This is a genomic window from Haloferax volcanii DS2, from assembly GCF_000025685.1.
GTDB classification, from domain to species: Archaea; Halobacteriota; Halobacteria; order Halobacteriales; family Haloferacaceae; genus Haloferax; species Haloferax volcanii.
Genome location: NC_013968.1, coordinates 58,325 through 85,092, shown reverse-complemented (window position 1 = coordinate 85,092; position 26,768 = coordinate 58,325). Strand labels below are relative to the sequence as shown.

The window sequence follows — 26,768 nt, the reverse complement described above, 5'->3', positions numbered from 1 at the left end:
ACACCATCGTGTCGAGTGTGTCTAGTGGGCGGTCCCCCGTGTCGAGTGCGTCAAGTGGACACCCTCATGTCGAGTGTGTCGAATACCTACACCACCGTGTCGAGTGCGTCGAGTGAGGACACCACCATGTCGGGTGTGACGAGTGCAGGGGAACACCACCGTGTCGAGTGCGTCGAATGGACACACCACCGTGTCGAGTGCGTCGAGTGCAGGGGACTGCCGTGACGAGTGTGTCGAGTGGCACGGGTGGTGTGTCGAGTGGGTCGGCAGAAAAAAGGTGAAGATCGCAAGACAGTGTTGGAATCACGGTCGGAATGGACACACACACACCGTATGTCGAGTGGGTCGGGTCAACCACGCGACGCGGAAGCTCGGTTGTTAATAATTCACTACTACAACAACCGTAATTATACGTGTTTTGTTCCCAGTACGGTTACTGTTATATCTACTGTCATGTAAAGGTATTGCTGATATATAGACTCTCGTCAGACCCCCGACCCCGTTTTCCCCCTAGCCACTCGACACGCGGTGTGTGTGTGTTGGTGTTCGTCCAATCCGACTGCCGTCATGCGGTTTCCACGACAATCGACTCATCCACTCGACACGACTCCCCCACCACACGACACACTCGACACGGTGGTGTCTGAGTTATTAACCGAGCAGGCGAGTCAACAGCACCGTTCTACCGACCTCACGAGTGGCGTCTTTGGTGCGCTGTTCGGCAGAACGACTGTATCTGTCGTCTCTAATTACGCTATGGCGTTATTACTAAGTGTGTGGGGATGTAAGTAGTAGACGTGATGGTAGCAGACAACAGCGGCTCGACTCACGTCGTACTGCACGGCGAAGAACGGAACGACCTCACCGACCACCTCCACGCAGTCGATGAGTTCCTCTCGCTGCACGCCGACGACCTCACGCACAACGAGCATCGCGCGTTCAAGACGCTTCGCACCCGCGTCGACCACGAACGCTGTGCCCTGAATGCGGCGGGACTCGCGACCACGACCGACTTTGCGCTCGGTGTTGATCTCGCCGCTCGCCTCATCGTCGCCCACGTCGCGACGGCGAAGTGCGCGGGACAACGCGGCGCTCGCGACGTGTTCGACCTTCACGACGAGATTGCCACCGAGATGGTCGTCCACGCCAACGCGACGTGCGACGCGAGCGAAGACCTGTTCGGGCAGATGTGCGCCGTCGCAGAGATGGTCGGCGTCAGCGTTGCGGAGGTGGACCGATGAGCGACGCACCCTACCGTCAGGGCCGATGCGATGCGTGCGGTGATGAACGCGACGACCTCGTGAAAGTGTGGGTCGACGTCAGCGAGGACGGCGACGGGAAGAACTACCCGCAGATGCGGTGCGCCAGCTGTCGCGAGGGGCCACGAGTCGCCCGTGACCACCCTGTCGTCGACGTCGGAGGTGACGCATGATGGCGGGCGACTACCCCGACCCGACTCGACACCCGAGCGCCTACCGAGCGCACGAGGCCGCCCCCGCCGACACGGGCGACGAGGTCGTCATTCACATGGTCGAAGGCGGCGGCGCGTTCCGCGACGGCTTCCCCGTCCTCGGAACCGTCCGACGCATCGACGAACCGAACGGCCTCTCGCCCCGGAACGACTACGTCCTCCGTGTCCACATCCCTGACGAGCAGGCTCACTTCATGGCCGACGGCCACGGTACGACGACCATCCTGACGCAACTCCGGCGCGGCAAGTCGTGGGTCACGCTCGACGAGTTCGACGGCGGAGTCACCGAACTGCGCGAATAGCCCTCTAACCGCTCCTTTTTGACGACAGCGGCCACTTACCCCGGATATACGAATGTGTATATGCGACGTATTCGGTTCAAAACTCGCCAAACCGACCGATACTGGTGCGAGTCGGCGCGAACCCCCAAAGCGACTGCCGTACGCAACAGCACCGCACGTTGAACTCTGAACCTGCCATCGACAGGTCGGACACCAGACGGTCGTCGACAGGCCGGACACCACGCGGGCATCGCTCACACGGACACCAGACGGTCGTCGACAGGCCAGACACCACGCGGGCATCGCTCACACGGACACCCACCAGTTCGACAAGCAGCACATGGAGGCCTGGCCTCGTCGTCAGAAACACCGCACCGCGCTCAGTCGCTCGCTTGGGATATCCGCTCGCTCCCTCGGAGCGGGAGTTCACCGGCCATCGTCACCAGCAGTCTTGATGGTTGAGGCGTACAGCTGGGGTTCCACGTCTCGTCTCGTCTCGTCTCACGTTTCGCGTTCACCGTCAACGTATATGTGGACATATATGTGAGCGTATATGTCCAATTGGGGCGTCGCTTCTGCAGTCCCCGTCTTCGCCTCTCCGGCATCGGGATCGTCATCGAACTCGAGATATCGGCGTCGATAGGCCGGGAGTTCACTCGCCATCGCTCACAGTTGCACTCAGGTACGTTTGCATTGCTGGCAGGCCCATCTTTGTTCACGTCTCGGAAGATGACTGGCGGCGCTGTGAGGCCAGTTCTCGTCGCTGCTCGCTCACCACCACCGGATACTCGTCCTCGCATTTGCAGGCCGGTGTCCCCACGGTCATTGCCTCCAACATCTGGACCGCTGTTTCGCTCTCGTTTCTCTTGGGGTTCCGCCGTCGGAACCACAGTCCACACTCATTCTGTGGCGCCACGTTAGCTCTCGACGTCGTTACTGTCGTAGGGTGTCGGCCGCTGGTTCGTTTTGTAAATCGTCGTCGACGGAGTTCTCTATCACGGTCGCCCCCGTCACCGTCGTCGTCGTCGCTCGTCACGTGGTCGCCATTGGTCGCTGTTCGCGGGCTCAGAGTTCTGGTCGCGTTTCGCTCACTTTTCGGTCGCCGCTGGCGTTGTCCTGGTCGTCACTCCTTTCGCCGCCACGGTCCTGTGTCGTTTTCGACGTGGTCGCTTCTGCCGTGGCTGCTGTTTCTCCCCTCATTGCGACGTCCCAGTCTCGTCGCCGTGCCCGGTGTCATGGTGACGCTGACCGCGTCACTGCCGGGGGGTTCGTGACGTTCCCCCCGGTGTCTTTATCGTCGCTCTATCGGGTGTCTTCTCTGTTTTGTGATGTGACTGGTGTCGCCTCTCGTCGTCGCTCGCTCTCTGGTCGTTCTCGTACGCTCGGCCTGCCTGCCCCTCCGGTCGCCGCTTGGCGTGGTTTGGTTCGCATAGGCCATTGTTTCCTCGCGCCGCTTGTTCCGTAAGGCGTTCCATAGGGAATATGATTTTGTAGGTGGCGTGTTTCGTGTTGGATATGGAGCAGTTGAACGAAACTCAGCGGGAAATTCTGTCGGCTCTCGACGAGCGTGGTGGGCGGGGAAATACATCTAATATCAAGAGATCGATAGGTGAGATGACGACCTCGAACCTCGGCAAACAGGCGCGGTCGCTGGCGGAGATGGGGCTGATTGAGAAGGTGGGTGAGGAGGACGTCGGCGCTCCGATTCCTGCGAACGTGTATGCGCTGACCGCCGAAGGTGAGCGCGTCGCTCGTGACCTCGACGACCAGACCGAAGTACGAGTTGGCGTTTCCGAGGGGGATGTGGCTGACCTACGGCACGAGGTGTCGGACTTGTCGACGGCGCTCAGCCATCTGCACGACCGCGTTGACGACCTCGCAGACGAGCAGGACAGCGACGGTGGGGACCAGCTATCAATGGTTGTTGAGGACCTTGATGAGGTGGTGTCCCGGCTTTCAAGTTTGGAAGATAGAACGTCAGCGTTAGAGTCTGAAGTTGAGGGTCATTCTCAAGCGTTGGAGACGCTGAACGAACGTACGATACGTCTCCGCGAGATGATCGACGAGTAGGTGTTCGCCACTCACTTATTTCTCGACCTTGACGACCGTTGCGAGAGACAGCTTTGACACCAACCGGACGACAAAAAAGCAAATGCTGTTGCTTGCCTTGTTGAAACTACCGAGAACTTCGTGAACCCATCGTGAAATGCGTCGTTGATAAAATCAAATGTGCCACAACCATCCGTTCTAGTTTAACGAAGAATCCAGTTGCTGTCTGTTGATTTGATATCGTCGCAACTACCTGATTGAGGAACCCGGTGGGAAGTATGACCTACAGCCCACCGGATTCGGTCATAGTTGACCGGATTCAAAGAGCGTTTCCCTCTGATGAGTTGCGCGAGCGTAGTGCTTAGGGGAAGTTATGAAGCTGGAATCTGATGTGTGAGTATGTCTGGAGATCGCCGCAAAGAGATCGTCCGTCACCTCAGTGAGGACGATCTCGACCGACTCCTTATGGAGTCTACTGACCAGAAACTCACTGAGCGGCTTATCTTCATCAAACGAGTTTACAAGGGCGCAACTTTGGAGGACGCTGCCGACGACGTCGGCAGGTCCTCCGCTACTGGTACTCGGTGGGCACGCCGATGGAACAAAGGCGGTCTCGGCCTTCTGATGCCGAACTTCGGGGGCGGCAGGCCCCCGAAGCTCGACGAAAAACAACAACAGCATCTCTTGGAACTTCTCCGTGAGGGTCAGCCCTGGAAGAAACAAGAAATACAGCATCTTATCAAGCAAGAATTCGACGTCGAATTTCATCCGGTCTACCTGAGTACCTTCCTCGAAAAGCTCGGTCTCTCCTACGCAATTCCGCGGACTAAGCGTCCATCACGGCCTGAAAACGCCGAAGAGATTCTCGACGAACGCGTCGCCGACGCGTTCGACGAGGAGTCTGGTGAGCCACACAACAAACGCGATGGAGATGACGACGAAGGCTGGGTTGTTGACGAAGAAATCCGAACGGACGGTGGGACCGTCCTTGGATTTCTCGACACATCTCATCCACAACCGTGGGATAACTCACAGCGGCTCTACACCGTGGATGATCCGCACATCACCCGACCGCTGGTGAAGTTAGACGAACCAGCGGTCGGGTTCTATGCGGTCTCCGGTGAGAGTGTGCTGCAGTTTCCGAGCACTCAAGAGAAAGAGCGGATTTGCGAATGTCTCGAAGGAGTCCGCGAGCAGAATCCGGGCGGCCGGATTCTGCTCGTGTTGGACAACTTCTCGTCGCACGTGTGTGAGTACACGCGCAAGCGAGCACACCAACTTGGGATTGATCTGGTGTTTCTCCCAGTTGGCTCGCCCGATCTCAATCCAATCGAACAGGTCTGGAAGAGCCTTAAATGGGAAGCCTCGCCGCTGATTGTGGAGAGCGCGGCAGAATACCGCGCTCTCCTCACCAGGCTCTTTGAGCAACTCACTACCAAGCTGAGCTTCGCAGCTTCTTGGATTGACAATCACCTCGGTAACTATCTTCAAAAGTTACGCTAGGCACTATGCCCGGATTCTACTCGTGTTGGATAACTTTTCGTCACACGTGTGCGAGTATACGCGCAAGCGAGCCCATCAACTAGGGATCGATCTCGTGTTTCTGCCGGTTGGCTCACCGGATTTGAATCCAATCGAGCAGGTCTGGAAGAGCTTGAAATGGGAAGCGTCGCCGTTGATCGTGGAGAGCGCGGCAGAATACCACGCTCTCCTCACCAAGCTCTTTGAGCAACTCACGACCAAGCTGAGCTTCGCAGCCTCTTGGATCGACAATTACCTCGGTGACTATCTTCAAAAGTTACGCTAGCCACTATGACGGTGATCGCTTCTTCTCGCGATTCGAAGAGTACGTTACCGCCGAACACGCGAAACATTTCATTTTAGCACTATGTAACGAATTTGAAGATGACTTACTCGTGGTGCTGGATGGAGCGCCGTATTTCTAGGCGTCGCCCGTCACGAACCTGGCGGCCCGTGACGACCTCGCCTTCGTAACGCTACCCTCGTATTCAGCGGAGTTGAATCCGGTCGAAGAATGCTGGAGACAACTGCAAAAGGCACTTAGTAACCGCTTCCTTGACTCGCTTGACGAGCTAACAACAGCGATCGACACCGTTGTTGACCAACTCACTGTCCTCGGAGGTGAGTGATTACTTCTAGTATTACTCCATTCGCCTTCACATGGAATCCACTTACCTGAACACTACCAGCGCAGTATTGTCTCTCTCCAGTGACCGGTACGTCCCGGAGTAGCACGGCTCACAGATCTCACAGTAGATCTCTGTAGCATGACTGACAGCAATCGTCAGAGCTGGCTGGTACGCAAGCACGGGTCAATGCGCCAGCTTACCGGGGCATAGTTTGAAACCGATCGATGTCGAACAGGTCGATGTCGACAGCCGAGTCACTCTCAGTCACGAGATCCGCCAGCAGCTCACCCATGAGGCAGCTAAACTTGAAGCCCTTTCCGGAGAATCCTGCACCGACGACGACGTTGGGATCTGACGGTAGATAGTCGACGATGAAGTCTTGGTCCGGCGTGTGCGTGACCATGCAGGTCTTCAGCCGCTTGATACTCTTCGCCCCTTCAGGGAAGTACCGTTGAGCGTTCTCGTGGAGTACTGTCCGCAACCGCTCGCGCTCCTTCTCAGTTGGCCGGGGGTCGAAGTCGTTCGGGTCCGCAACATCCTCTAGGTTGTCAACGAGGCCGAATTTGAACCCCGATGTCCCCGCTGCAGGACCTCCGTAGTAGCTCTGTTGTTCGTCCTCGATAGAGAAGACGGGGAAAGAGTCGGCCGTGAACTGGCTTCGATTCTCCGGCTGGAAACCGCCGACGATAACTCGCCAAGGCGTCAATGTCTCTTCCAGTTCCTCGACGAGCAACTGCGTCCACGCGCCGGCCGTGACGACGACGTGGTTAGCCTCGTAGGTCGTCCGGTCCGTCTCGACGGTGACGCTGTTCGCCGTTGACTCCCAGTCGACCACTGTCTCGTGGGCGTGCGTGGTCGCACCGTGTTCCTGGGCGAGTTCCACGTGTGCCTGGACGCACTTGGTGGGGTTGATGAACCCTCCGTCTGGTTGGTAGACCGCCTCGAACTCTTGAGGGAGTTCGAAGCCGGGGAACTTCTCCGACAACTCCCCGGCGGAGAGATGCTCATACGGCAGGTCGTAGTCCGTACAAGCCTTGAGGGATCCTCGCACAGTCTCGCTGTCAGCTGGGCCGGCGTCGACTGTCCCTGTGCGGTGGAGAAGCTGTTCGCCGTACTCCTCTTCTAGGGACTCCCACAGAGAGATTGACCGCCGAACGTGTGGGACGTACTCGGGGTCCTCGTGGTTCGTCAGCCGGATCAACCGCGAGTCACCGTGTGATGAGCCGATGGAGTTCGGGATATTGTACTGGTCTAACCCTAAGACATCGAGTCCTCGTCGTGCTAGATGGTAGACGGCTGCACTACCGATACCGCCGACACCCATGACTATGACGTCGTACTGTGTACTGCTCGATCGCATAGTCAGTCGTTGCAGAAGGATAGTGTTAAAGCCATGGCATTAGGTGAATATGACTGGTTCGTCGTGGCTCTCCATCTCCGGGGTGGTCGAACAGCCCATCGCGTCTCAATGCGATCCGTTGCGGCCCGTCAGGGCTTTCTCGCTTGTCGCTCGTTTGTATCCTGCAAAAAGAATATGTGAATTGGCTTCTAAACATATCGCAGACATGAGAAACAGTTCGCCCCGGACACTGAAGACGGTCGAGACCACCTGCAGCGTCATCGACGTTTTGGAGGAGAACGGTGGAGCCACCGTTACTGAGGTCGCCGAGACACTGGACATCTCGCCCGGCGGTGCCTACAACCATCTGGCGACGCTGCACGAAGAGGGTTATCTAGTCAAAGACAACGGGCAGTACGAACTGGGAATGAAGTTCGTCAACAAGGGACGACACGTCATCGACAACAACATCCTATACCGAGCCGGAAAGGAGGTTACGGAGAACCTCGCGGAGGAGACTGGCGAGTTCGCGCACCTGATGACCTGCGAACACGGCCGTGGCGTCTTCCTGCACAAGGCACGCGGCGAGAGGGGTATCTCGCAGGACTTCAACAACATGAAGCTCAAAAAACACGACTATCTCCACTGGGGTTCCACGGGTAAGGCGTATTTAGCACATCTCCCGCCTGAGGAGGCGCGGCGGGTCGTCGAAGAACAGGGGTTGCCATCAATGAACGAGAATACCATCACTGACCCCGACAAACTGTTTGATGAGTTCGAGACCATACGGGAACAAGGCTACGCCATCAACGATCAGGAGGAGATCATCGGAACGCGCGCCATTGGCGCGCCCATCGAGAACAATAAGGCTCTCTACGGGGCGATTAGCATCTCGGGACCGAAGAGTCGATTCACGTTCGACCGTCTCCACGACGAACTGAGCGAGCAAGTGCTGGAGGCTGCCAACATCATCAGTGTGAACATCACTACGCTTCAAAACCAATAGTACATGACATTTGTAGATGACAAACATAGTCGTTTTCGATGTTCGTGTCCGCGTTTCTGTGACACATAAACGCGAGGTGCCGGCACTGGTGTACCTCACTAGCGTATCTATTACAGGCGTATGGATGTAATGATCTGTGGCATTGCTGTCGCAATCCGATTTGCGTACTGCAAATCACTGGTACACCAGAGGGTGAACACCTTTCTTGTGACTGGACTTCGGCCTTGCGCGCATAAGATTTGAGGACGTCAACGATTTCGGTGGTGCGACCAGGTCGCTCGGGTTTGAACCGCTCTCGTCTCTATGGAACGGCTGAATTCCCGACCACCAAAATATTTATTAATATGCATGTTAGTCTTTGACGTGCAATGCAATATGAGTTAGCAATGGATTCGGATACTGCGCTTGATAGACGGCGGTACCTAGGACTGCTCGGTGGAAGTGCTGTGACAGGAATCGCCGGCTGCACAGGTGGCTCGAACCAAGAGGGAACGCTGGGGACGTCTTCGGATTCGGACTCGGATCAGGACACCGACTCGTCGTCCGAATCAAGTTCCGGCAACCTACGCGGTGGCCATCTCCGGATCGCCATCACGCCGGAGACGACGACCATCAACCCGGTCATGATGCAGTCGAAGTTCCCCCAACGGTGGGGTGTGAAGCTGTTCTACTCCACGCTCACCCGCGTCGACTCTAACCTCGAACCGTACGGCGACTTGGCAGAGGACTGGTCGTCGAACGATGCCTCCGACGAGTGGACGTTCACGCTGCGTGAGGCAACGTTCCACGACGGAAGTCCGGTGACCGCCGCCGACGTGAAAGCGACGTTCGATACGGTATACGACGAGGAAGTCGGGAGCCCCGGCATGGGGACGATGGGCGATATCCAGCAGGTCGAGGCTGTCGACAAGCGTACGGTCAAATTCACCCTTGGGACCCAAAACTCCGACTTCCATAAGCTCGTCTCGAAGGGTTGGGGTTCTATCGTCCCGGAGGACATCGTCACCGACGCCAAGAAGCGCCAAGCACTCGGGACCGAAGAACACGGGTCAGGTGCCTTCACGCTGGAGTCGTTCGCTCCGGGCGATCAGCTTGTTGGGGTCGCGTACGACGATTACTACCGAACAGGTGACGATGGTGAGTCGCTCCCGTACATCGACCGTATCAGCCAGATCACCATTCCCGAGAAGAGCAACCAAGTCAATGCGCTACGATCAGGTGATATCGACATCATCTGGCAGCCCGGCTACGGTCAGTGGGGACTGCTCCAAAGTCTTGACAGCGTGACTGCCCACCGGACACCAGGCGGCGAGATTGCGAACTTCGTGATGAACGTGAGCGTTGAGCCGTGGTCCGACCCACGGGTCCGTCAAGCGGTCAAGCACGCCATCGACCGCGAGGCGATCCTGAACGCGGTTCAGGATGGTCTCGGGACCATCGGTCAGGACTCGCTGCTATCGCCGGCATACGAGTACTACTCGGATATCGGCGCACCCGAGCGCGACCTCGAGAAGGCGAAGGAACTGCTCGCGGAGGCAGGTTACCCCGATGGCATTAACCTCACCGAGGAATTCGACCTCACGCTCCAGACAGCTAGCAATATCCCACATATGCGGGGGACCGCTGTGCTGATGCAAGAGCAACTTAAAGAAGCCGGTATTGAGTTCGAATTGGAGACGATGAGCTATGGCAACTGGAGTGCGACAGTCTGGAAGAAGTCACCTTTCTACGTCGGTGCCTACGGGATGCGTATCAGCGGAGCGAATTTCATGAAGCTCATGCTGCACTCGGAGGGCAACTGGAACGGTGAGTCTGACTGGTCGAACGAAGAGTTCGACGAGGTCATCGACAAGGCCATCGCGGAGACCGATGTAGACCAGAAACAGCAGTACATGCAGACTGCGCAGAAGCTCGTGCGCGACGAGGGACCGTACGCGATATCGTTCTACATCGACACCATCGGGGCCTCGAAGAACTATGTCGAGAAGTACAATCTTAACCCACTCGCCTACCAGATCTACCCAGATGAGTACGCACTCGGCTCGGACGCGCCGACAAAGTAATCGAAGTTCGCGAGAGGACACCGTCTGACGAGCACCGAAACCGACATCTACACCGCGCAGACTCTGCGTGCGGTCATGGCAATTAACGAACCATGAGCAGGTTCGAACCGAGTCGAACCGACACACGGCCCCCAGAGCGCGACGCGGCCCTTCGCGTCAAGTCACCGCGCAACGTTTCTTCCGATGCAATCCCACTAAGCGAAGTGGCGGACCCTGTTCCAACCAGCGATAGCACACAATTTCTGTCACGTCAACCAGGTGTTGTATCTCACGGTGGCACCGCCTCCGCAACAGTTGATGATCGGAGAATGAAATGGTTTGTCGACGAGTTTTATAGCAGAGACACGGGTTACAGCAGGTCCTCAGTCGGCGTCATCTCTTCGCTGTCGAGATGACACGAGACCAAGTGATTCGGGTCGTCAGGGTTGACGGCTTCGAGCGTCGGGACGTCCCGTTCACAAACATCACCGATCTTCTGCGGACACCGGGTTCGGAACGGACAGCCCGACGGTGGGTCCCGCGCGCTCGGAACGTCGCCTTCGAGGTAGATCCGCTCTCGTTCCACGCTCGGGTCCGCTGACGGAATATTTGACAGCAGCGCGCGCGTATACGGGTGGAAGGGGGGGTCGAAGACCGACTCAGTCGAGCCAACCTCAACGAAGTTGCCGAGATACATGACGGCTATCCGGTCACTGATGTAGTTAACGACGCTGAAGTCGTGGCTGATGAGAAGATAGGAGGTACCGTACTCTTCCTGGAGTTCGGTCAACAGGTTGAGGATACTTGCTTGGACGCTTACGTCAAGCGCTGAGACGGGTTCATCGAGCACGACGAACGAGGGGTTGACCGAGAATGCGCGGGCAATGGCAACGCGCTGCTTCTCTCCCCCGGAGAGGTCCCGCGGGTAGCGGTTTGCGTAGCTCGGCTGGAGACCGACCCGTGTCAGGAGTTCGGCGACACGCTCGCGCTGTTCGTCCTCGGACTGATCGGTGAACAGCTCTAGTGGCCGCTTTATCGCCTCCCCGACTGTATGCTTCGGGTTTAGACTTGAATGCGGGTTCTGGAACACTACCTGACACTCTGAACGGAACTCCTTCCAGTCACTGTCTTCCATCTCATCGAACGTCGTCTCCCGGAAGGAGATCTTCCCGTCTGTGGACGGGAGGAGGTTCAGTAGTACCGACCCCAAGGTACTCTTTCCACAACCGGACTCGCCGACGACACCGAGCGTCTCCGCCTCGCGGACGTGTAGGTCCACACCGTCAACGGCCTTGACCGGTGGCTCACCGTCGAACACGCGGTCAAGGAACGAACTCTCGCCGAAATATTTCGTGACGTTCTGCGCTTTGATGAGTGTCGGCCGTTCCGACCCTTCCCCGCGTTCAAGCGTCTGGGTGTCCGCTTGGATGGGGTTCGCCACCGCATGCTTCCACCGCCGACATCGGGTCATATGTGATGGGTTACCGTCGACGCTCACCTTCTCGACGGAACCCTCTCGACATTCGTCAGTAGCGAACTCACACCGATCGGCGAAGACGCAGCCGTCCGGGATTGTCCGTAGATCGCCGATCTGGCCTGGGATCGGCTTTAGACGGCGGTCCTCTCCCTGCGGTAGCGACGCGAGCAACCCCTGGGTATAGGGGTTCGTCGGTGAACGGAACACCTCGTCCGTCGCTCCCACCTCCATGATCTCGCCGGCGTACATGATGCCAACCCGATCGGCGATTTGATTAATCACGCCGAGGTTGTGCGTGATGAGCAGGACGCTTGTGTCCCGTTCCTCGATGAGATCGTCGATGAGGTCGAGAATTTTTGCCTGCGTAGTAACGTCCAGTCCGGTCGTCGGTTCGTCGAGGATGAGAAGTTTCGGTTGGCACGCCAAGGCGATGGCCAGAAGGACACGCTGCTGTTGGCCGCCGGAAAGTTCGTGCGGATACTGTGAGGCGTTCGTCTTCGGGTCCGGGAGATTGACCTCGTGAAGTACTTCGTACGTCTGTTCCATTGCCTCCGACCGCGAGACATCGCGGTGGGTCCGGACAACCTCCGAAATCTGGTCGCCGACCGTCATGCTCGGGTTCAGTGCCGTGTTTGGGTCCTGCGGAACGTGAGCGATCTCGTTCCCCCGGAGTTCTCTGAGTTCCCGTGAGGAGAGATCAAGGACGGGTCGCCCGTCGTACTCGATTGTTCCACCCGTGATTCGGCCGTTTCCCTCCAGATACCGGAGTATTGCGAGTGCGAGCGTACTCTTGCCGCTCCCACTTTCGCCGGCGATACCGAGCGTCTCGCCGGGTTCGATATGGAGCGAAACGTTGCGAACCGCCTTAACCGCCCCGTCGTCGGTTCGATACTCGACGGACAGATCATCGACGGAAAGCACTGAACGGCCGTCTTGACTAGTATGAGTCTCACTAACAACACTCATTCTTACGCTTATTGTGTACAGTCTCATACAAATATGTTTCTCACAGTGTCCGGTGACGGCCTATGAGATTCATAGGGGGAAAGATATAAGATAGTATGTGAGGGTTGAACTCATGTAGCATGTCCGCATTTAGCGCATACCTAGTCAAGCGGATGGGGTATATCGGGGTGACCCTCCTGTTAATCTCCCTGATTATCTTCGCCATCACGCAACTGCTGCCGGGTAACGCGGCAGTCATGATCTTGGGCAAGCAGGCGACAGAAGAAAGCATAGCCGCCATTGAGCAGCAACTCGGGTTGAACCGCGCGTGGTACGTCCAGTATTTTGATTGGTTGGTCGGGTTTGTGACCGGCGACTGGGGGATCAGCTTTTCAAATCGTCAGGAGGTCGCGAAACTCATCTTCCCCCGCCTTGTCCGGTCGGCACAACTTGCAGCAATTACATCAATTCTCGTGACGGTAACAGCGATACCACTAGGTGTACTCGCCGCGATCAAGCAGGACTCTATCTGGGACCTCTTGGCTAGCGCGGGTGGCTACGCCGGTGTCAGCTTGCCTGAGTTCGTCATCGGGACGGCGTTCATTGCGCTCTTCACCGGGCCGGTCTTTCAGATTCTCCCCTACGGTGGCTACGAGCCGCTGAGTTCTGGAGTGGTCACGTGGGCGAAACATCTGATACTGCCAAGCGTCACATTATCAATTATCTTGACCGCGCACGTAATGCGGCTGACTCGGTCGGAAGTCGTGGAAGTTCTGCGGAAGGACTACGTGCGCTCGGCGCGGCTTAAGGGATTGAGTGAGACGAAAGTTATCTCCCGGCACGCACTCAGAAATGGACTGCTGCCGACGATCACCCTGCTCACGCTGAACGTCGGCTACCTTCTTGGGAGTATCGTCGTCGTGGAAGAGGTGTTCACCTTCCCGGGTCTCGGTAGGCTCCTCGTCCGGTCGATTCAGGCGCGTGACTTGCCGGTGATCCAAGTGACGGTCATGCTACTGGCCATCGTGTACGCCTTCTCGAATCTCACGGCTGACGTGCTGTACACCTATCTGGATCCGCGAATCGAATACGGTGAGGAAGAATAATGGCAACTGGCGAATCAACTACTGAGTCGGTACGGATTACGGAACCGTTGACAAGTCGTGTTTCGAGCGTCGTGTTCGGGCTACTCTCCACGAGGAAAGGGTTCATCAGCGTGTGCTTTCTCGCACCCATCCTCGTGTTGAGTCTCGCGGCACCATTGATTGCACCATACGATCCCACGGCGATCCACGTCGCCGACAAGTTCGCGGGGCCGGGTGGACAGTACCTCCTCGGCACCGACGACTACGGCCGCGACCTGCTGTCACGGGTACTCTACGGTGGCCGTGCGAGTATCATCATCGGACTCGCTTCGACTGCGTTTGGACTAGTCTTCGGCGTCCCCATCGGTATCGTCTCGGGCTACCTTGGCGGCCGGTTCGATGAGCTGATGATGAGGCTGATGGACACATTGCTCAGCATCCCTTCGCTGTTGCTGGCCCTGCTCGTCGTGACAGTACTGGGCTCCGGCATCGTAAACACGATCCTTGCCATCGGTGTCGTCTTCACCCCCGGTATTGCGCGTATCACACGGAGCAGTACCCTCTCAGTGAAGAACGAGGAATACATCACGGCCGCGGAGGCGCGCGGAGAATCCCTCTACCACATCGCGTTCCGTGAGATTCTTCCGAACGTTAGTTCGCCCATTTTGGTTGAGGCGTCAATCCGTGTCGGCTTCGGCATCCTCATCGGGACATCGCTCTCGTTCCTCGGCCTCGGTACGCAGCCACCGTTCCCCGACTGGGGCTACATGATTTCCGTCTCGCGCAGTCACCTGCACTCGTCGATCTGGTTCATGCTGTGGCCAAGCTTGGCACTTGGGTTCACCATCATGGGTTTCAATCTGATTGGCGACGCACTCCGCGACGTAATGGACTCCAAGGTACACTCCGACTGAACAGGGGTCGTCTTACCCGTCGTCTCGCTCCTCGAACGCTTTTTCGCGTACGCTTGTTTTTGACGGACCTATCGAGGTCAACCACCCTCAGCTAGCATGTGCATCCGTGTTCAGTACATCACAAAGCCGGTTAGTTGAGACGTCTGCTTGCTGAAGATGTGTCCAACAACCAGCAAACAGACGATGAAATCCACGAGGACCAGCTCCTTAACTTCCTCGTCAACTCTCTTGACGAGGAAGTTGCTCTCTCACTCGCTGAAAACGCTGAACTCGATGCAGAAGACATCTACGAGGTCCTCGTCGGCGCGTGCGCCGACGGGACCTCAGTCTCAACGCTCTGTGAGAGAAGCGAAGATGCACCCCACGAAAACTCCGTTCTCTACCATCTCCGCACTAAATTCGATCTAGAAACGCTCGAACAGGTTGGCAACATGCTCCTCCAGAAAGACGTTCTCGACGTCCTTCCCCAGCAGGTGGAGGTCTGCGCAGACCTCCACCTGCGGCCCTACTATGGTGACGAAGACGACACGGACGGCCTGTATCACTCACAAGCGAAGCGTGGAACCACCGCGTTCCACGCGTACGCGACACTCTACGCGCGTGTGAAGAACAAACGCTACACGCTGGCGGTGCGCCGTCTCGAAGACGGCGACACCGCCAGCAGTGTCCTCGCAGAGTTCCTCGGTATTCTCGACGGCCTTGACCTCGGTGTCAAGGCCGTCTATCTTGACCGCGAATTCTACGACAGCAAGTGTTTGACGCTGCTTCAGGCGCACAACCACGCGTACGTCATGCCGATCGTCCGCTGGGGACGGACGATCAAGCGAGAACTCTCAGAAGGATGGAGTCGCGTGATTCAGCACAGTCTGACAGCGAAACTCGACGGTCACAGCTGGACCGTCGAGTTTCCCGTCTACATCGACTGTACCTACCAAAACGGACGGTACGACGAACATGGGGTGGCGCGTCACGGCTACGCCGCTGACGCGCCGTTCATCGACTCACCACGGGACGCTCGATACCACTACGCGAAACGCTTCGGTATCGAGGCAAGCTATCGACTCTCCGAGCAAAGTATCGCGACGACCTCGACACAAAATCCGGTCGTACGGCTGTTGTACGTCGTGGTGAGCCTGCTGTTACAGAACGTCTGGCGGTATTTGCACTGGGAATACGTGGCGACGCCCCGCCGTGGGGGGCGTCGCCTCTGGGAGTGGTCGTTCAAGGAGTTCATCAATATGGTCCGTCGAGCAGCGTGGACGGCCCTCGCGGTGCGTCGGGCCGTCCCCGCGAACCGACCACCAGACGACCGGTTCCACCGGTAACTCCCGACCGGGCTAGCCAACGGTGGGAGTGGCGACGCTGTCGCGTCGGCGGCAGCCGCCGCCGACAGCGACGGCTCTCCGCCGATCCGTCCATGATTCTCTCGTCGAAACCGCCAGTCCAACCGCTCCGCCACAGAACTCAGGCTTCAGAAACAGCTAGCCGAGGATGCTTTGTGAGGTACTGGTGTTCGGTTAAGAAGCAAAATCGAGAGACTGCGCTCTGTTGACGAAATTATCGGTGTAGAACGCGTGGGGAGAGGTTGTGCTGAAGGAACTCTCCCCAGACCTTATTCAACGGCGGCTCACTTCGCTCTTTCCAGGAGAGCTTATCGAAGACATCGCGCGCGAGCGCGATGTCGTCCAACGCCACCGTCGAATCGATGTTACTGCCCTCGTTTGGACGCTCATCTTGGGATTCGCCGTCGGCGGCGAATCTCGCACGATCGCGGGGTTTCAACGTGCGTACGCCGCAGCGACCAATCAGACGCTCTCCCGTTCCAGCTTCTACGATCGGTTCACACCCGCACTCGGACAGTTACTCAGCGACCTCCTCGAGAGCATGCTCGAGGAGGTCGCAGTGCCACACACACTCGCCCCGCAGCTCCAGCAGTTCCGCGATGTGATGATTGCCGATGCAACCGTTTTCCGGTTGCATCGGCTCCTGAGCGAGTTTCCAGCGACGCATCCTGACCAATCAGGCGCGAAACTTCATCTCGTCCACAACCTCACGAAACAGACGATCGAGCGGTTCGAACTCACCGACGAACGAAGCCACGAGAGCAGCCAGTTCCGCACGGGGAACTGGCTGCGAGGGCGGTTGTTGCTGTTCGATCTCGGCTTCTACAGCTATCGTCGGTTCGCACTCATCGAGGAGAACGGCGGCTTCTTTTTGAGTCGACTGAAGACGAACGCAAACCCACGAATCACAGAGGCACGTCGGAAATGGCGCGGGCGCGCCATTTCCTTACCAGACCGTCGTCTTCAGGATGTTCTCGGTGGTCTTACACGCGAGATTATCGATGTAACCGCCGAGGTGAGCTTCAAACGGCGTCCGTACGGTGAGAAGCATTCGAGTGCGACGATGGAGTTCCGCGTCGTCGGTGTCCGCAACGAGGACACCGACGACTATCACCTGTACATCACGAACCTCCCAGATGAGTTCACGCCGGAACAAGTCGCAGCGTTGTACGGTGTACGGTGGGAAGTAGAAGTGCTGTTCCGTGAGCTGAAATCGATGTACGGGCTGGAGAAGTTCCAGACAAGCAATCCAGCAATCGTGGAGTTGCTGGTGGTAGCGGCTCTGCTGACGCTCACGGTCAGCAGAGCCTTGCTTGGCGTCTTTCAGAGGATGCACCCAGAAACGATGTTTCCACGAGAACGCTGGGCGAAGACCTTCCGGTCTTTCGCCCAGCTCATCCTCGAAGATCTAGCCCAGTCGTTCGGACATCCACCGCCGAACTTGGCTGAGCTCATGTTTTGCAACGCACGCCAACCAGAGAAATCACGCCTCTTACTCAGCGAACGAGTAGCTGAAGCATTCAGAACGGAGGTTAGAGCTTAACCGAACACAGATGCTAGCATGTGATACACTGGCGAACCGGTACGCCTAAGTTTCTCACCTGTCACCCTTCACATATGAAGTTTGGAATCTTGAGCACGGCGAATATCGGCGTCAAACACGTGATTCCCGGAATCAAACGTACGGACCACGAAGTCACTGCCATCTCCTCTCGGAACTCCTCTCGGGCGCGGCAGGTGGCCGAAAAGTGTGACATCAGGGAGGTCTACGAGTCCTACGAGTCGCTGCTGTCCGACAGCGACGTCGACGCCGTCTACAACCCCCTACCGAACGGTCTCCACGCCGAGTGGACGAAACAGGCCGTCAACAATGGTCGACACGTCCTCTGTGAAAAGCCGCTGACCGCGGATACCGACGAGGCCCACAACCTCCGCTCCTACGTGAAAGGCACCGACTGTCTCGTCATGGAGGGACTGATGTACGCCTACCATCCGCGGACCGAACGTGCGCTCGAACTGGTCAGTGAGTACCTGTCGGAGATTAGTTCCGTCACCGCGCGATTCTCCTTCCACCTCAACCGAACAGACGACATCCGTCTCGACGGCGACTTGGCGGGTGGGAGTCTGATGGACATCGGCTATTATCCTGTCGACCTCGTGCGCTCCATGCTCGGGACACCCCAATCGATCTACGGAACGCTTGTTGACGCCCGCGGCTGCGGGACGGACACGAACATGAAGGCCATCTTCGAGTACGACTCGGGCGCGACGGCACAGCTCTCGTCCAGTTTCGAGTCGCCACTCACCCAGTTCTACCGCGTCGAAGCGGCGAATGGTTGGATCGAAGTCAGAGACGCCTTCGACACGCCAAAGGATGTCGGGGCAACGATTCGGGGTGAGATCGACGGTAATTCGCTGACAGAGACGTTCGACCCAGTCGACCATTATGAGAAGGAAGTCCTCCACTTTGCGCGCTGTTTTGACCAGGGCACGACGCCCCGGACGGACTTGACGCGCGCTACCCAGAACATGGAACTAGTCGACGCCATCCGTCGAAGCGACACACGTGGTGAACCCATCGCCGTAGTCTGAAACCTAGAACTGACAGCGCGAATCGGCTCCACGTCTCTCCATCTCTGAACTGGCCGCAACTCAATTACTGCCCCGAGCAAGCCGGCGGCGCTCAGCGATTCTTTGATGGACACCTCTTTCGGCCAAACTCCGAAATGAACTGGAGCCCATATTAATAGAGTTTGACATGAATGCGATAAGAGCAGCAGCTTCTGCTCTGTTGAATAGATGCTGAATCACGGTTACAGCGGCTCACACAGCGATTCTATGTTGATGATGGCGAACATCAAGACAATTTCACGGAACTGCCGATACCAGCCGAGCGCTCGCACGGCGTCGCCGAGCGAGCGCTTGGCTGTCGAGTACGAGGTTTCGGCCATCCAGCGCTGTGAGTAGCCGTTTGCCCGGTTGAGCGCGTTGTTCAGAGCTGCTTTCGGTGATGATCCACGGTAGTGAACGAGGTACTCAACGTCATATGCAGCGATCTCGTACTCGGTGTGCCAGTCTTGGAAGCCGTTGTCGGCGGCGACCGACTGCAGGTCGTCCGCGTTTCGGCGGACGACCTGCGGTCCGGTCTTCGTATCATGCTTCCACCGTGCTGTGATGTGAACGTCAAGAACCGCAAGCGACTCCACATCAGTTAATGTCGTCACTTTCAGCGTCTGTACGGTGCTTCCCGACCGCTGGCGGAAGTACGACGACGCACGGCGACGGTCGAAGAACGTGCTGTCGAGAGCGGCGTGGCCAGACTGCGGGTGCTGCTGCGCAGAAACGCGCAGCAGCGCCCGCCAGACCCACATTTTCAGCCGGTCGAACGATTTGTAGATCGTGCTGTAGTCCGGCAGCTCGTCCCGATCTAAACCGAGTGCGTCACGAACCTCGGCGATATACTTCAGCCGATTCGGCGTTTCACGGTAGCTGTGGCCTTCTTCGAGCCGAAAGCAGTGCAGAACGACGTGGACCCAGCGGGCGAACCCGCCGCTGGCGGGCTCGCCCGCGTGCTTCCCCAACGCTTGTTTAGCTAGGTGACGACACTGCTCAACGAAGTCGAGGAGATCGATTTCCATAGGCAAGAATCGAATTCCTCGGCTTCATCCTTCTAAACCTGTGATATCGGCTGAATAGATCGCTATTCAACAGAGCAGCAGCTTCAGCACTACTGTGTCGACAGTTCTGCTCAACTGTTTCCCGACATCTGAGTGGGATCAACAGAAGTGCTTGTAAATCTCAAACAGGGAATTACAATACTGCGGTAATAATGCTTCTATCCCATCACCGAGTGTGAAGTACTGGTAGTACAGACCTAATCGGATTCCCAAACCCATCCACTGCCCAGTTGTCCCAACTGATTCCTGGACTGTATCAGATAGTATCCTTGGTAAGATTTGTGTACTACAAACACTCACAGGTGGAGCGCATGTCCGTACTTGGGTGGCAGGAAATGCCACTATCAATAGAAATAAAATTCATCAACTGATGACTCAACGTATGCCGCAGGCAAACAGCTACGACGTTGTCGTCATAGGAGCGGGTTCCATCGGATGCAGCACTGCCGACCATCTCGCAGACGACTACGACGTTCTGGTGCTGGAGAAAGGTAAACTCGAAGAGAGCGCGTCGGCGAACGCAAGCGCATTTATCTCGGATTGGTGGTTCTTCCTTGAAGGTGAGCATATTCCAGGCGTAGCAGTGAAAGTCCGTGACTATTTCGAGGAGTTGTCGGCGACAGGTGATTTCGAGTTCCACGCTCAACCATTTATCAGTCTGGTCGACGAGGATGAGGCTGGCAGTCCTGAAACACGAAAGATGCGTAAGAATGTCAAGAAGATCCCCGGAATCGAGTACTTCGATGTCGACGAACTCGCTGAGTCATATCCGGACGTATTAAACCTCGAAGGCTTCGTCGGCGGCATCGTCGACACCGAGGCGGGCTACGTCAAGCCGCGCCCGTATCTCAGGGCGATGAAAGAACGCGCCGAGCGAAAGGGTGCGGAATTCGAGTTCGGGACGGAGGTTACGGGAATCGAGACGGAAACTGGCAGCGTCACCGGCGTGACGATGGCTCCCGGCGATCTCGTTCAGTGTGACAGCGTCGTCGTCGCGGCTGGTACGCACACTGAGTCGCTGGTCGCGGAGTTCACTGATCTTCCCGTCCAGCCGTTCGTCATTTGCGCGGCCGCGGTCCGGGGCGACCCAGCGTTCAGCGGGTCGGTACCGACGACGTCCGGCCGCGGGACGCTTATTGGGCCGAACGCCGACGGCGATCTCCTAGTCGGTGACGAGTATTGGATTGAGGATCTCGACAGCATTCCCCGGGACTTCCCAAAGGAGGCACAAGAGAAAGTCGCTGAACTCCTCCCACAACTCTTTACAGGATTCGACGGCGGACTGGAGTACGTCGACGGCGGTGAACACCACTGCCCGGAGGGAATCACCATCACGCCGGATCAAGTACCCGTCATTGACGAAGTCGGCGATGTTGACGGGTTGGTTGTCGCTGACGGCAGTCGTGGTGCTGTGTCACTAGCACCTGTCATCGCCGTTGCAGTGCAGTCGATTTTGACTGGGACAGAGACAGAGTTCTCACTGGACCGGTTCGCCATTGACCGCTTCGACCTAGAGGACCCAGAGTACGACCTCCCCATGATAACCGAACCCCGCTCGTGATGTCCTCTACGACCGACTGCGAATGCCTCGGATAGACACACTGGTCATAGAGGGGATTGAAGCCCGGAATCCAATCTTACCAGTCAGAAAGCGGAGTCTCTGAGCAGATGTTCTTTGTCAGGTCTTATTGAGAAACGTAGCTCAACCAGTCCTGTGATATTTGGATACCGTGACGTCGAGAGGCATCAGCCTTTTGGTCTGCTTGTCTCTGACTGGAGACCCTACCAGAAGTAATCACACATATTGGAAATGAGATGTCACTCAAGTGGGCACTGTCTAGTTAGTGACTTTCTCAACCGGCGTTCGTCCGTTGAGCGCTTGATGCGGTCGTTGAAAGTTATAGTATTGCGCAAATTGTATGAACAACTCGCGGACGCTTCCGTGACTGCCCACCCACGAATTATGGAAGCGGTCGACTCGCATTTTGAGGATGTGAAACCATTTTCGATGAGGTTTCGCTCGACGTAGTCAAGCCGACCGCTCAATCCTAACCGAGAGAGGGCAGTCTGATAGCCGTAGCCATCAACCAGAAACACAGCCTCTGAGAGATCGTGTTTCTCGGAAAGTCAGTGGAGAAACGCAGCAGCCGGATCGGTACCATGTCGTCCAAACAACTCGACATCGAGAATCAGCTTTGTCTCGATGTCTATTGCAGCGTACAACCAAGACCACTCGCCATTGATTTTGACAGCGGTTTCGTCGACTGCAATCCGCTTCGGCTTCGCCTCAGGCGGGTTGTGACTGCTGTCAGCCAGTCGATGTACCCACTGCCAAACAGCTTGATGAGACCGTTCAACGCCGAGTAATCGAAGAATTTCTTTTGTCTCTCTAAGCGAACACCCGGTCGCGTGGAGCTGGACGGCGAACACCCTGACGGGTGTCGCCGTCCGCTTACGCTCCCAAGTTTCTTCTAAATTCGTCTCAAAGCACTCGCTGAGCAGGTCTGCGAGCTTCATCCCAAATTAACTCAACGACCTGCTCGCTTCTCAAACTGACTTAACTAGACAGTGCCCTCAAGTGCAGTGTCAACCGCAGCAGCGAGCTCATCGAAAGGGTCCAAGAACCGCTTACTGCCCTCTTCCAGTTGTCTCCATCCGTTCTAGTTTAACGAAGAACGCTCATGTGTAGCACATTGTTGATTTCAGAGAGTTGCTTTGACAGCGTGTTTGAGTGCTTCTCGACCGGGTTTTCTGAAGAGTTCGCTACGTAACTGGAAGGCGCGAAGATACTGTGTCAACTTGTCCTTCGAGACGCCTCGATGCGGCGAGAGCCACCGTCGCGCCAGCGACGCGTGGCTCTCGCAGCTGTTGACGTGAACGTCTCCATCAGCGTACTCGCCGTCACCGTGGACGACGTATTCGCGGGTGAATTCGTTGTCGTCCTCAAGTGGGTCGTATGCCCGAAATCCGTCAGTGTAGATGGTCAGCGACTCCTCCTTGTGGTCAGCCAGCAGGAGTCGCACGGTCGATTCGTCAGCGGATTTCGCTGGGACGGCGTACCGCTGTCCCGTTCCACGGTCAACGATGGTGAAGACCGGTGGTTTGTCTCCCTCGTACGAACCTCGCCCGCGCGTGGACAGGCCACGCGAGCGCGACCAAGAGTCGCGCTCGCGGCCTTTCAACCCGGCAGAGACGTACACTTCGTCGATTTCGACTGGTCCAACGAGGTCGAGGCGAGGCGCGTCGAGCGCTCTGGTGAAGCGCTCGACGCGACGATGCATCGTCTTGTAGGTCACACCAATCTCTCGCTGAAGTTGGCGAAGACTCGTGTTGAACCGCAAGAACGCGTAAATCGAGAACAACCACTTGCGGAGCGCAACCTTCGAGTGAGCGAAAATTGTGCCCGTCTTGTCGTTGAACGTGCGGTCACAATTCTTACAGAGATAGCGTTGAAACGCCCCATAGCTGCCGTTTCTGACCGTCCGGTCAGAACGGCAGCGGGGGCATTCGACGCCGTCACGCCAGCGAACCTGTTGGAGCAGGTCCGCTGCGAGCGATTCCGAGCCAAACACATCCAGCGGAATCATTCGTGTCGGACACCGCTAGCGCGGTGCCCTTGCCCTCTTCGATTCCAGAGCAACAGCTGAACTCTATCAACAATCTCCTACAGAAGAGCGTTCTACCAAACACGAAAGCAGAGCGCAAATACGGAAGCCAGTGAAGTAGTTCGAGGACTATGAAATCGTGCTTGGGGAGGGGTCGTTTCGACTTCCCCGACTGCTCGATAACCGCGATGACGTCCCCCGGCGTCTTAACCAACATTAATTGGTCTTTTCAGGAGAAATGCAACTGGACTTCTCTCGACGAGTTCGATAGTGGTGAGTGTCGGACGTGCCGAACGTCGCTGTCTCGTTGTAACCTGAAAAGACCAACAATTGTAGGTTAATATATGACTCCCAACAAGCCCGACGCTCCCGAGAGAATTGCACGCTACATCCTCGATGGCCTCGACCGACAGGACGCTGAAACGCTTCGAGAAATTGCCACTCACGCAGAGAACCTTGCAGCGTGGAAAGAAGCCAAAGCAGAGACAGAACTGGAAGAAGGCGAGGACATCGTCCGCGAAGACAGCGCCGAAGACAGTAGTCTCCCGGACGACGTCCCAAAGAAAGCAGGTGTGGTCGTCAAGACGATCAACGATAACCAGTACTACTACTACCAGTGGAGAGAGGGCGACCAGGTGAAGTCCAAGTACAAGGGCCCAGTAAACCCTTCAGAGTGATCTCTAACGGTTTGTCGGTCGAGTCACTTGCCTTAGTAACGAACACAGAGAGGTTGGAGTGAAACCAGGTAATCGGTTTCCGTTGGGGGTAGGGGATTGGCTCAAGAGAAGAGACGCCGTTCGAAGAGATTCAGTCACACCCAAGTCGATGAGTGAATGTTACGGCGGGAGGTGGCGGTCATACACGTTCCGTCGGTGACCGACGGCCTCGACGATGAGGACGTCGTTGTCTTTGTCCCACGTTAGTATCGCCCGATAGTCGCCAGCGCGCAGTTTGTAGTAGGGCCATCCAGAGAGGCGTTCGACTCGGTGGTCGGTCCACTCTCTGGCTTCGGCAAGTTTCTTCAGGACCCGTTCTCGTGTTTCAGGGTCGAGGTCGGCCAATGGCTATCCGCCTTCGGTGTGATCTCGACGTCTGTCATTCACGCCTGGTCGTCGTCAACGTCGACATCGTATCTGTCGAGGGCGTCGTCAAGCGAGATCGTCTCGCCCGCCTCACGCTGTGCCCAACTTTCTTGGAGATCCGCGAGCGTCTCTTCGGACAGCTGCACCGATGGGTTCAGCCAGTCGCGAAGAGCGTCTCGAATTGCCTCCGACCGAGAGGTGTACCCACGTCGGGCGAACTCTTCGTCGATGGCGTCAACCATTGCAGTAGGGACTCGGACATCGATTTTCGTGGTCCCACCGTCGTCGTTTCGCCCGTCGTCGGTATCAGTGCTCATATGCTGTGAGACGTGTGTCTCACAAATAAGTCCTCTGTACGAGCCAGAGTCGCTCTTATGTAGAGCTGAGGAACGACCGTGTAGTTACGGTGAACGAGCCGAAATCATGAGGTTATGTCTCAGACTCAGCCAGCGTTCGGTGGAATGCTTCGCCAGCTCGTTGATCTTGGATTGTTCGAGTTGGACACCGAGCCGCTCGATGCCCTCATCGAGCGGCGACTCAAGCAGTTCTGGGAGTATACCACGTGTCCTCGCTGCGGCCACCCCAGCATTCACACGTGGGACTCGTCCGACCGCGTTATCTGCCGAGATTGCAATTTTAAACCGGTCTACACCTATGGCACGCCCTTCCACGAGAAGCACCTCACCACCGGAGAGGTGCTTCTCGCGTACCTCCTCTATGCAGACACGTTGCTCAGTATCTCACAAATCGCGGTTGTGCTCGACAGGGCGTACAAGACCGTCTATTACGCCATTCGAGAGGTGGAAGCCGCGGTCACGCGCGGCTTCCCCCTCGTCTGGGAGCAATTCCAACACTCCATCTCGGGCCCAACACAAATCGACGAATCAAGCACGGTCTGTTCAGGCTACAAAGGCCAAGACCCGCCGCGGACCAGTCGGTACCGCGGCGGGTCGTCCCGATCGGGGCGCTCACGATGGAAGGGCCGTCACGGAGACCAGATAACGCTCGTCGCGGCGTGCCGCGACGTGCTTCGGGTGATTTCGCGGTCACCTTGGAATCAGCTACCAGGGAGACCTCGAACCGGTACTGCAAGAGGCTGAAGACCTCTCCCAGCGGCTGGGAGAGGTCTGGACTGATGGACTCCAAGCGTATCGAGAGATGGAGTACGATCACCGAACCGTTATCCACGACGAACGGTACGTTTCGGCCGACGGCGTCCACATCAACCAGGTCGAGTGCCTCTTCTCACTAGTCAAACCGTGGCTGCGGAAGTTTCGCGGCCTGTCCAAGCAGGGCTTGGAACAGGCCGCTCACACCTTCGGTATCGTTCGCTCATTGAACTTGGTCGGCGCATCCCTCGAAATCGTCGTCGATTGCCTTGCTACGGGGTCACTCCACAGTTCTACATAAGAGCGGCCAGAGTTAACCAACAGTAGTGAGCCAGAGTCGTAACTGTTGGTTAAGTACTAGGCACGAAGGCTTCCGTCCCATTGGCCACTTGATCCCACGTAGAATCAACACCGCTACCGGCCCACAGGAGTATTTTCAGCCTGCAAATCCCACGAATAGCATCGAGAGATGGGGCGTTCGTAGTGGAGTTACGACGTATTCCGGGAGCGTGAGATGAGAAGCGTTCAGGTCGTCAACCAATCGTCAAACGCTGACATCCTCCGCCACCTGAAGGCGGGTGTCAAGGTGACAAAGAGCGCACCCGAATCGCTGCGTGGGTGGAGGGCCGTACGCCTGACGATGATTCTCGAGATGTCTCGTCCCAGTGGCAGAATACGATTGGGATGCTTGAGTCTGAAAAGGTACAGGAGAACCTCTTGAGATCAATTTCACCATAGTACGGACGTCAACAGGACGTAAACCATTACCTTACGTCCCTAGCCGGACGAGTCCCGAGGGTTTAAGCCAGCGGGCCAAGTCCGCGTCCTCATTTTCTAGTTGAGTGGGCGCATGGATTAAAGTTTGCGTGATTCTGTGACTCAGTACGCAATTCTGCTAAAAAGTCGAGATTAGCGTCTCATAGCATGACACCGATCTTCCCTGTCGGATGTGAGTCCGGCCAATAGTCCCTGCCGATGTGCAATTGCTGTCGAGGCCCCTACAATGTGGACTCCAGTTGGTAACTGGACTATACCAAGGTCGATCTCATCGCATATTCGTTGTTCCTCGCTGACTCACAATCACTTCAGAGTCCAAACACGTCTGCGTCGTCTGTTCACTTGGACGATACCCAGTTCCGACGGGGTCCCCCCTGTCTATACTAGTCGGCTTCTGTCGTAACCGACAACCCGAG

The 26,768-nt window shown here is 56.9% G+C and carries 20 protein-coding genes and 5 pseudogenes; 17 read left to right on the top strand and 8 right to left on the bottom strand.

Annotation, left to right across the window (positions count from 1 at the left end):
- The first annotated feature begins 800 nt into the window (after window positions 1-800).
- Genes HVO_RS19625 through HVO_RS19615 form a run of 3 tightly spaced genes read left to right on the top strand, consistent with a single transcriptional unit; the run spans window position 801 to window position 1,773 of the window.
- Entirely contained in the window at window positions 801-1,241 is a 441-nt protein-coding gene (locus tag HVO_RS19625) for a hypothetical protein (protein ID WP_013035691.1), read from the top strand.
- Window positions 1,238-1,432, top strand: coding sequence for a hypothetical protein (locus HVO_RS19620; RefSeq protein ID WP_013035711.1), 195 nt, complete (start codon window positions 1,238-1,240; stop codon window positions 1,430-1,432). Before HVO_RS19625 ends, HVO_RS19620 begins: the two co-directional genes overlap by 4 nt.
- Complete coding sequence (locus HVO_RS19615; protein WP_013035704.1) at window positions 1,429-1,773, top strand: hypothetical protein; 345 nt, start codon at window positions 1,429-1,431, stop codon at window positions 1,771-1,773. The genes HVO_RS19620 and HVO_RS19615 overlap by 4 nt, the downstream gene beginning before the upstream one ends.
- A gap of 694 nt (window positions 1,774-2,467) precedes the next feature.
- Here HVO_RS19615 and HVO_RS21380 read toward each other — a convergent pair.
- On the bottom strand, window positions 2,468-2,788 hold the full coding sequence (locus tag HVO_RS21380) for a hypothetical protein (RefSeq protein ID WP_236995495.1): 321 nt from the start codon (window positions 2,786-2,788) through the stop codon (window positions 2,468-2,470).
- A 479-nt stretch (window positions 2,789-3,267) separates the two neighbouring features.
- Between HVO_RS21380 and HVO_RS19610 the strand changes: the two genes are divergently transcribed.
- The 4 genes and pseudogenes from HVO_RS19610 to HVO_RS20415 all read left to right on the top strand — a co-directional run.
- Window positions 3,268-3,822, top strand: a complete 555-nt coding sequence (locus tag HVO_RS19610) for a hypothetical protein (protein ID WP_013035724.1) — start codon at window positions 3,268-3,270, stop codon at window positions 3,820-3,822.
- Between the two features lie 378 nt (window positions 3,823-4,200).
- A complete protein-coding gene (locus HVO_RS19605) occupies window positions 4,201-5,304 on the top strand; it encodes an IS630-like element ISHvo8 family transposase (protein ID WP_013035722.1) in 1,104 nt (367 codons plus the stop codon).
- 10 nt (window positions 5,305-5,314) lie between these two features.
- A pseudogene (locus HVO_RS19600) lies at window positions 5,315-5,608 on the top strand (transposase); the annotation flags it as partial.
- A 7-nt stretch (window positions 5,609-5,615) separates the two neighbouring features.
- Window positions 5,616-5,961 (top strand): annotated as a pseudogene (locus tag HVO_RS20415) (transposase); the annotation flags it as partial.
- Window positions 5,962-6,147: 186 nt separating this feature from the next.
- Here HVO_RS20415 and solA read toward each other — a convergent pair.
- Window positions 6,148-7,311 carry an N-methyl-L-tryptophan oxidase gene (solA, locus tag HVO_RS19595; RefSeq protein ID WP_013035730.1) on the bottom strand — a complete coding sequence of 388 codons (1,164 nt, stop codon included), beginning with the start codon at window positions 7,309-7,311 and terminating at the stop codon, window positions 6,148-6,150.
- 205 nt (window positions 7,312-7,516) lie between these two features.
- Here solA and HVO_RS19590 point away from each other — a divergent pair, with 205 nt between their 5' ends.
- Window positions 7,517-8,296 carry an IclR family transcriptional regulator gene (locus HVO_RS19590; RefSeq protein WP_004971318.1) on the top strand — a complete coding sequence of 260 codons (780 nt, stop codon included), beginning with the start codon at window positions 7,517-7,519 and terminating at the stop codon, window positions 8,294-8,296.
- Between the two features lie 446 nt (window positions 8,297-8,742).
- Entirely contained in the window at window positions 8,743-10,359 is a 1,617-nt protein-coding gene (locus HVO_RS19585) for an ABC transporter substrate-binding protein (RefSeq protein WP_236995494.1), read from the top strand.
- Between the two features lie 349 nt (window positions 10,360-10,708).
- Here HVO_RS19585 and HVO_RS19580 read toward each other — a convergent pair whose 3' ends face one another.
- The gene (locus tag HVO_RS19580; protein ID WP_013035693.1) at window positions 10,709-12,781 is read right to left on the bottom strand and encodes a dipeptide ABC transporter ATP-binding protein; all 2,073 of its coding nucleotides are present in this window, start codon (window positions 12,779-12,781) and stop codon (window positions 10,709-10,711) included.
- A 119-nt stretch (window positions 12,782-12,900) separates the two neighbouring features.
- Between HVO_RS19580 and HVO_RS19575 the strand changes: the two genes are divergently transcribed.
- From HVO_RS19575 to HVO_RS19555, 5 genes are all read left to right on the top strand, one after another.
- Window positions 12,901-13,866, top strand: a complete 966-nt coding sequence (locus HVO_RS19575) for an ABC transporter permease (protein ID WP_004045462.1) — start codon at window positions 12,901-12,903, stop codon at window positions 13,864-13,866.
- Window positions 13,866-14,759: an ABC transporter permease gene (locus tag HVO_RS19570; RefSeq protein ID WP_013035731.1), complete on the top strand. Its 894-nt coding sequence runs from the start codon at window positions 13,866-13,868 to the stop codon at window positions 14,757-14,759. Before HVO_RS19575 ends, HVO_RS19570 begins: the two co-directional genes overlap by 1 nt.
- Before the next feature lie 158 nt (window positions 14,760-14,917).
- Window positions 14,918-16,084 (top strand): ISH3-like element ISH51 family transposase, encoded by a 1,167-nt coding sequence (locus HVO_RS19565; RefSeq protein WP_013035670.1) that lies wholly within the window; start codon window positions 14,918-14,920, stop codon window positions 16,082-16,084.
- Window positions 16,085-16,346: 262 nt separating this feature from the next.
- Entirely contained in the window at window positions 16,347-17,645 is a 1,299-nt protein-coding gene (locus tag HVO_RS19560) for an IS4-like element ISHvo13 family transposase (RefSeq protein ID WP_013035736.1), read from the top strand.
- A gap of 74 nt (window positions 17,646-17,719) precedes the next feature.
- Window positions 17,720-18,694, top strand: coding sequence for a Gfo/Idh/MocA family protein (locus HVO_RS19555; RefSeq protein ID WP_013035678.1), 975 nt, complete (start codon window positions 17,720-17,722; stop codon window positions 18,692-18,694).
- Between the two features lie 221 nt (window positions 18,695-18,915).
- On the opposite strand, the gene HVO_RS19550 is transcribed toward HVO_RS19555, so the two are convergent.
- Complete coding sequence (locus HVO_RS19550; RefSeq protein WP_013035688.1) at window positions 18,916-19,740, bottom strand: IS5-like element ISHvo4 family transposase; 825 nt, start codon at window positions 19,738-19,740, stop codon at window positions 18,916-18,918.
- Window positions 19,741-20,161: 421 nt separating this feature from the next.
- Here HVO_RS19550 and HVO_RS19545 point away from each other — a divergent pair, with 421 nt between their 5' ends.
- Window positions 20,162-21,340 carry an NAD(P)/FAD-dependent oxidoreductase gene (locus HVO_RS19545; RefSeq protein ID WP_144064066.1) on the top strand — a complete coding sequence of 393 codons (1,179 nt, stop codon included), beginning with the start codon at window positions 20,162-20,164 and terminating at the stop codon, window positions 21,338-21,340.
- A 276-nt stretch (window positions 21,341-21,616) separates the two neighbouring features.
- Here HVO_RS19545 and HVO_RS19540 read toward each other — a convergent pair.
- Window positions 21,617-22,296, bottom strand: a pseudogene (locus tag HVO_RS19540) (IS6 family transposase).
- 185 nt (window positions 22,297-22,481) lie between these two features.
- Window positions 22,482-23,366 carry an IS1595-like element ISHvo5 family transposase gene (locus HVO_RS19535; RefSeq protein WP_004043318.1) on the bottom strand — a complete coding sequence of 295 codons (885 nt, stop codon included), beginning with the start codon at window positions 23,364-23,366 and terminating at the stop codon, window positions 22,482-22,484.
- Window positions 23,367-23,728: 362 nt separating this feature from the next.
- On the opposite strand from HVO_RS19535, the gene HVO_RS19530 reads away from it, so the two are divergent.
- Window positions 23,729-24,061 (top strand): hypothetical protein, encoded by a 333-nt coding sequence (locus HVO_RS19530; RefSeq protein ID WP_004043317.1) that lies wholly within the window; start codon window positions 23,729-23,731, stop codon window positions 24,059-24,061.
- 159 nt (window positions 24,062-24,220) lie between these two features.
- On the opposite strand, the pseudogene HVO_RS19525 reads toward HVO_RS19530, so the two are convergent.
- Both HVO_RS19525 and HVO_RS19520 read right to left on the bottom strand, forming a co-directional pair.
- Window positions 24,221-24,483 (bottom strand): annotated as a pseudogene (locus tag HVO_RS19525) (type II toxin-antitoxin system RelE family toxin).
- Window positions 24,484-24,783 carry a ribbon-helix-helix domain-containing protein gene (locus HVO_RS19520; protein ID WP_013035700.1) on the bottom strand — a complete coding sequence of 100 codons (300 nt, stop codon included), beginning with the start codon at window positions 24,781-24,783 and terminating at the stop codon, window positions 24,484-24,486.
- Window positions 24,784-24,897: 114 nt separating this feature from the next.
- Here HVO_RS19520 and HVO_RS19515 point away from each other — a divergent pair.
- Window positions 24,898-25,876: pseudogene (locus HVO_RS19515) on the top strand (IS1595-like element ISHvo6 family transposase).
- Window positions 25,877-26,768: the final 892 nt, after the last annotated feature.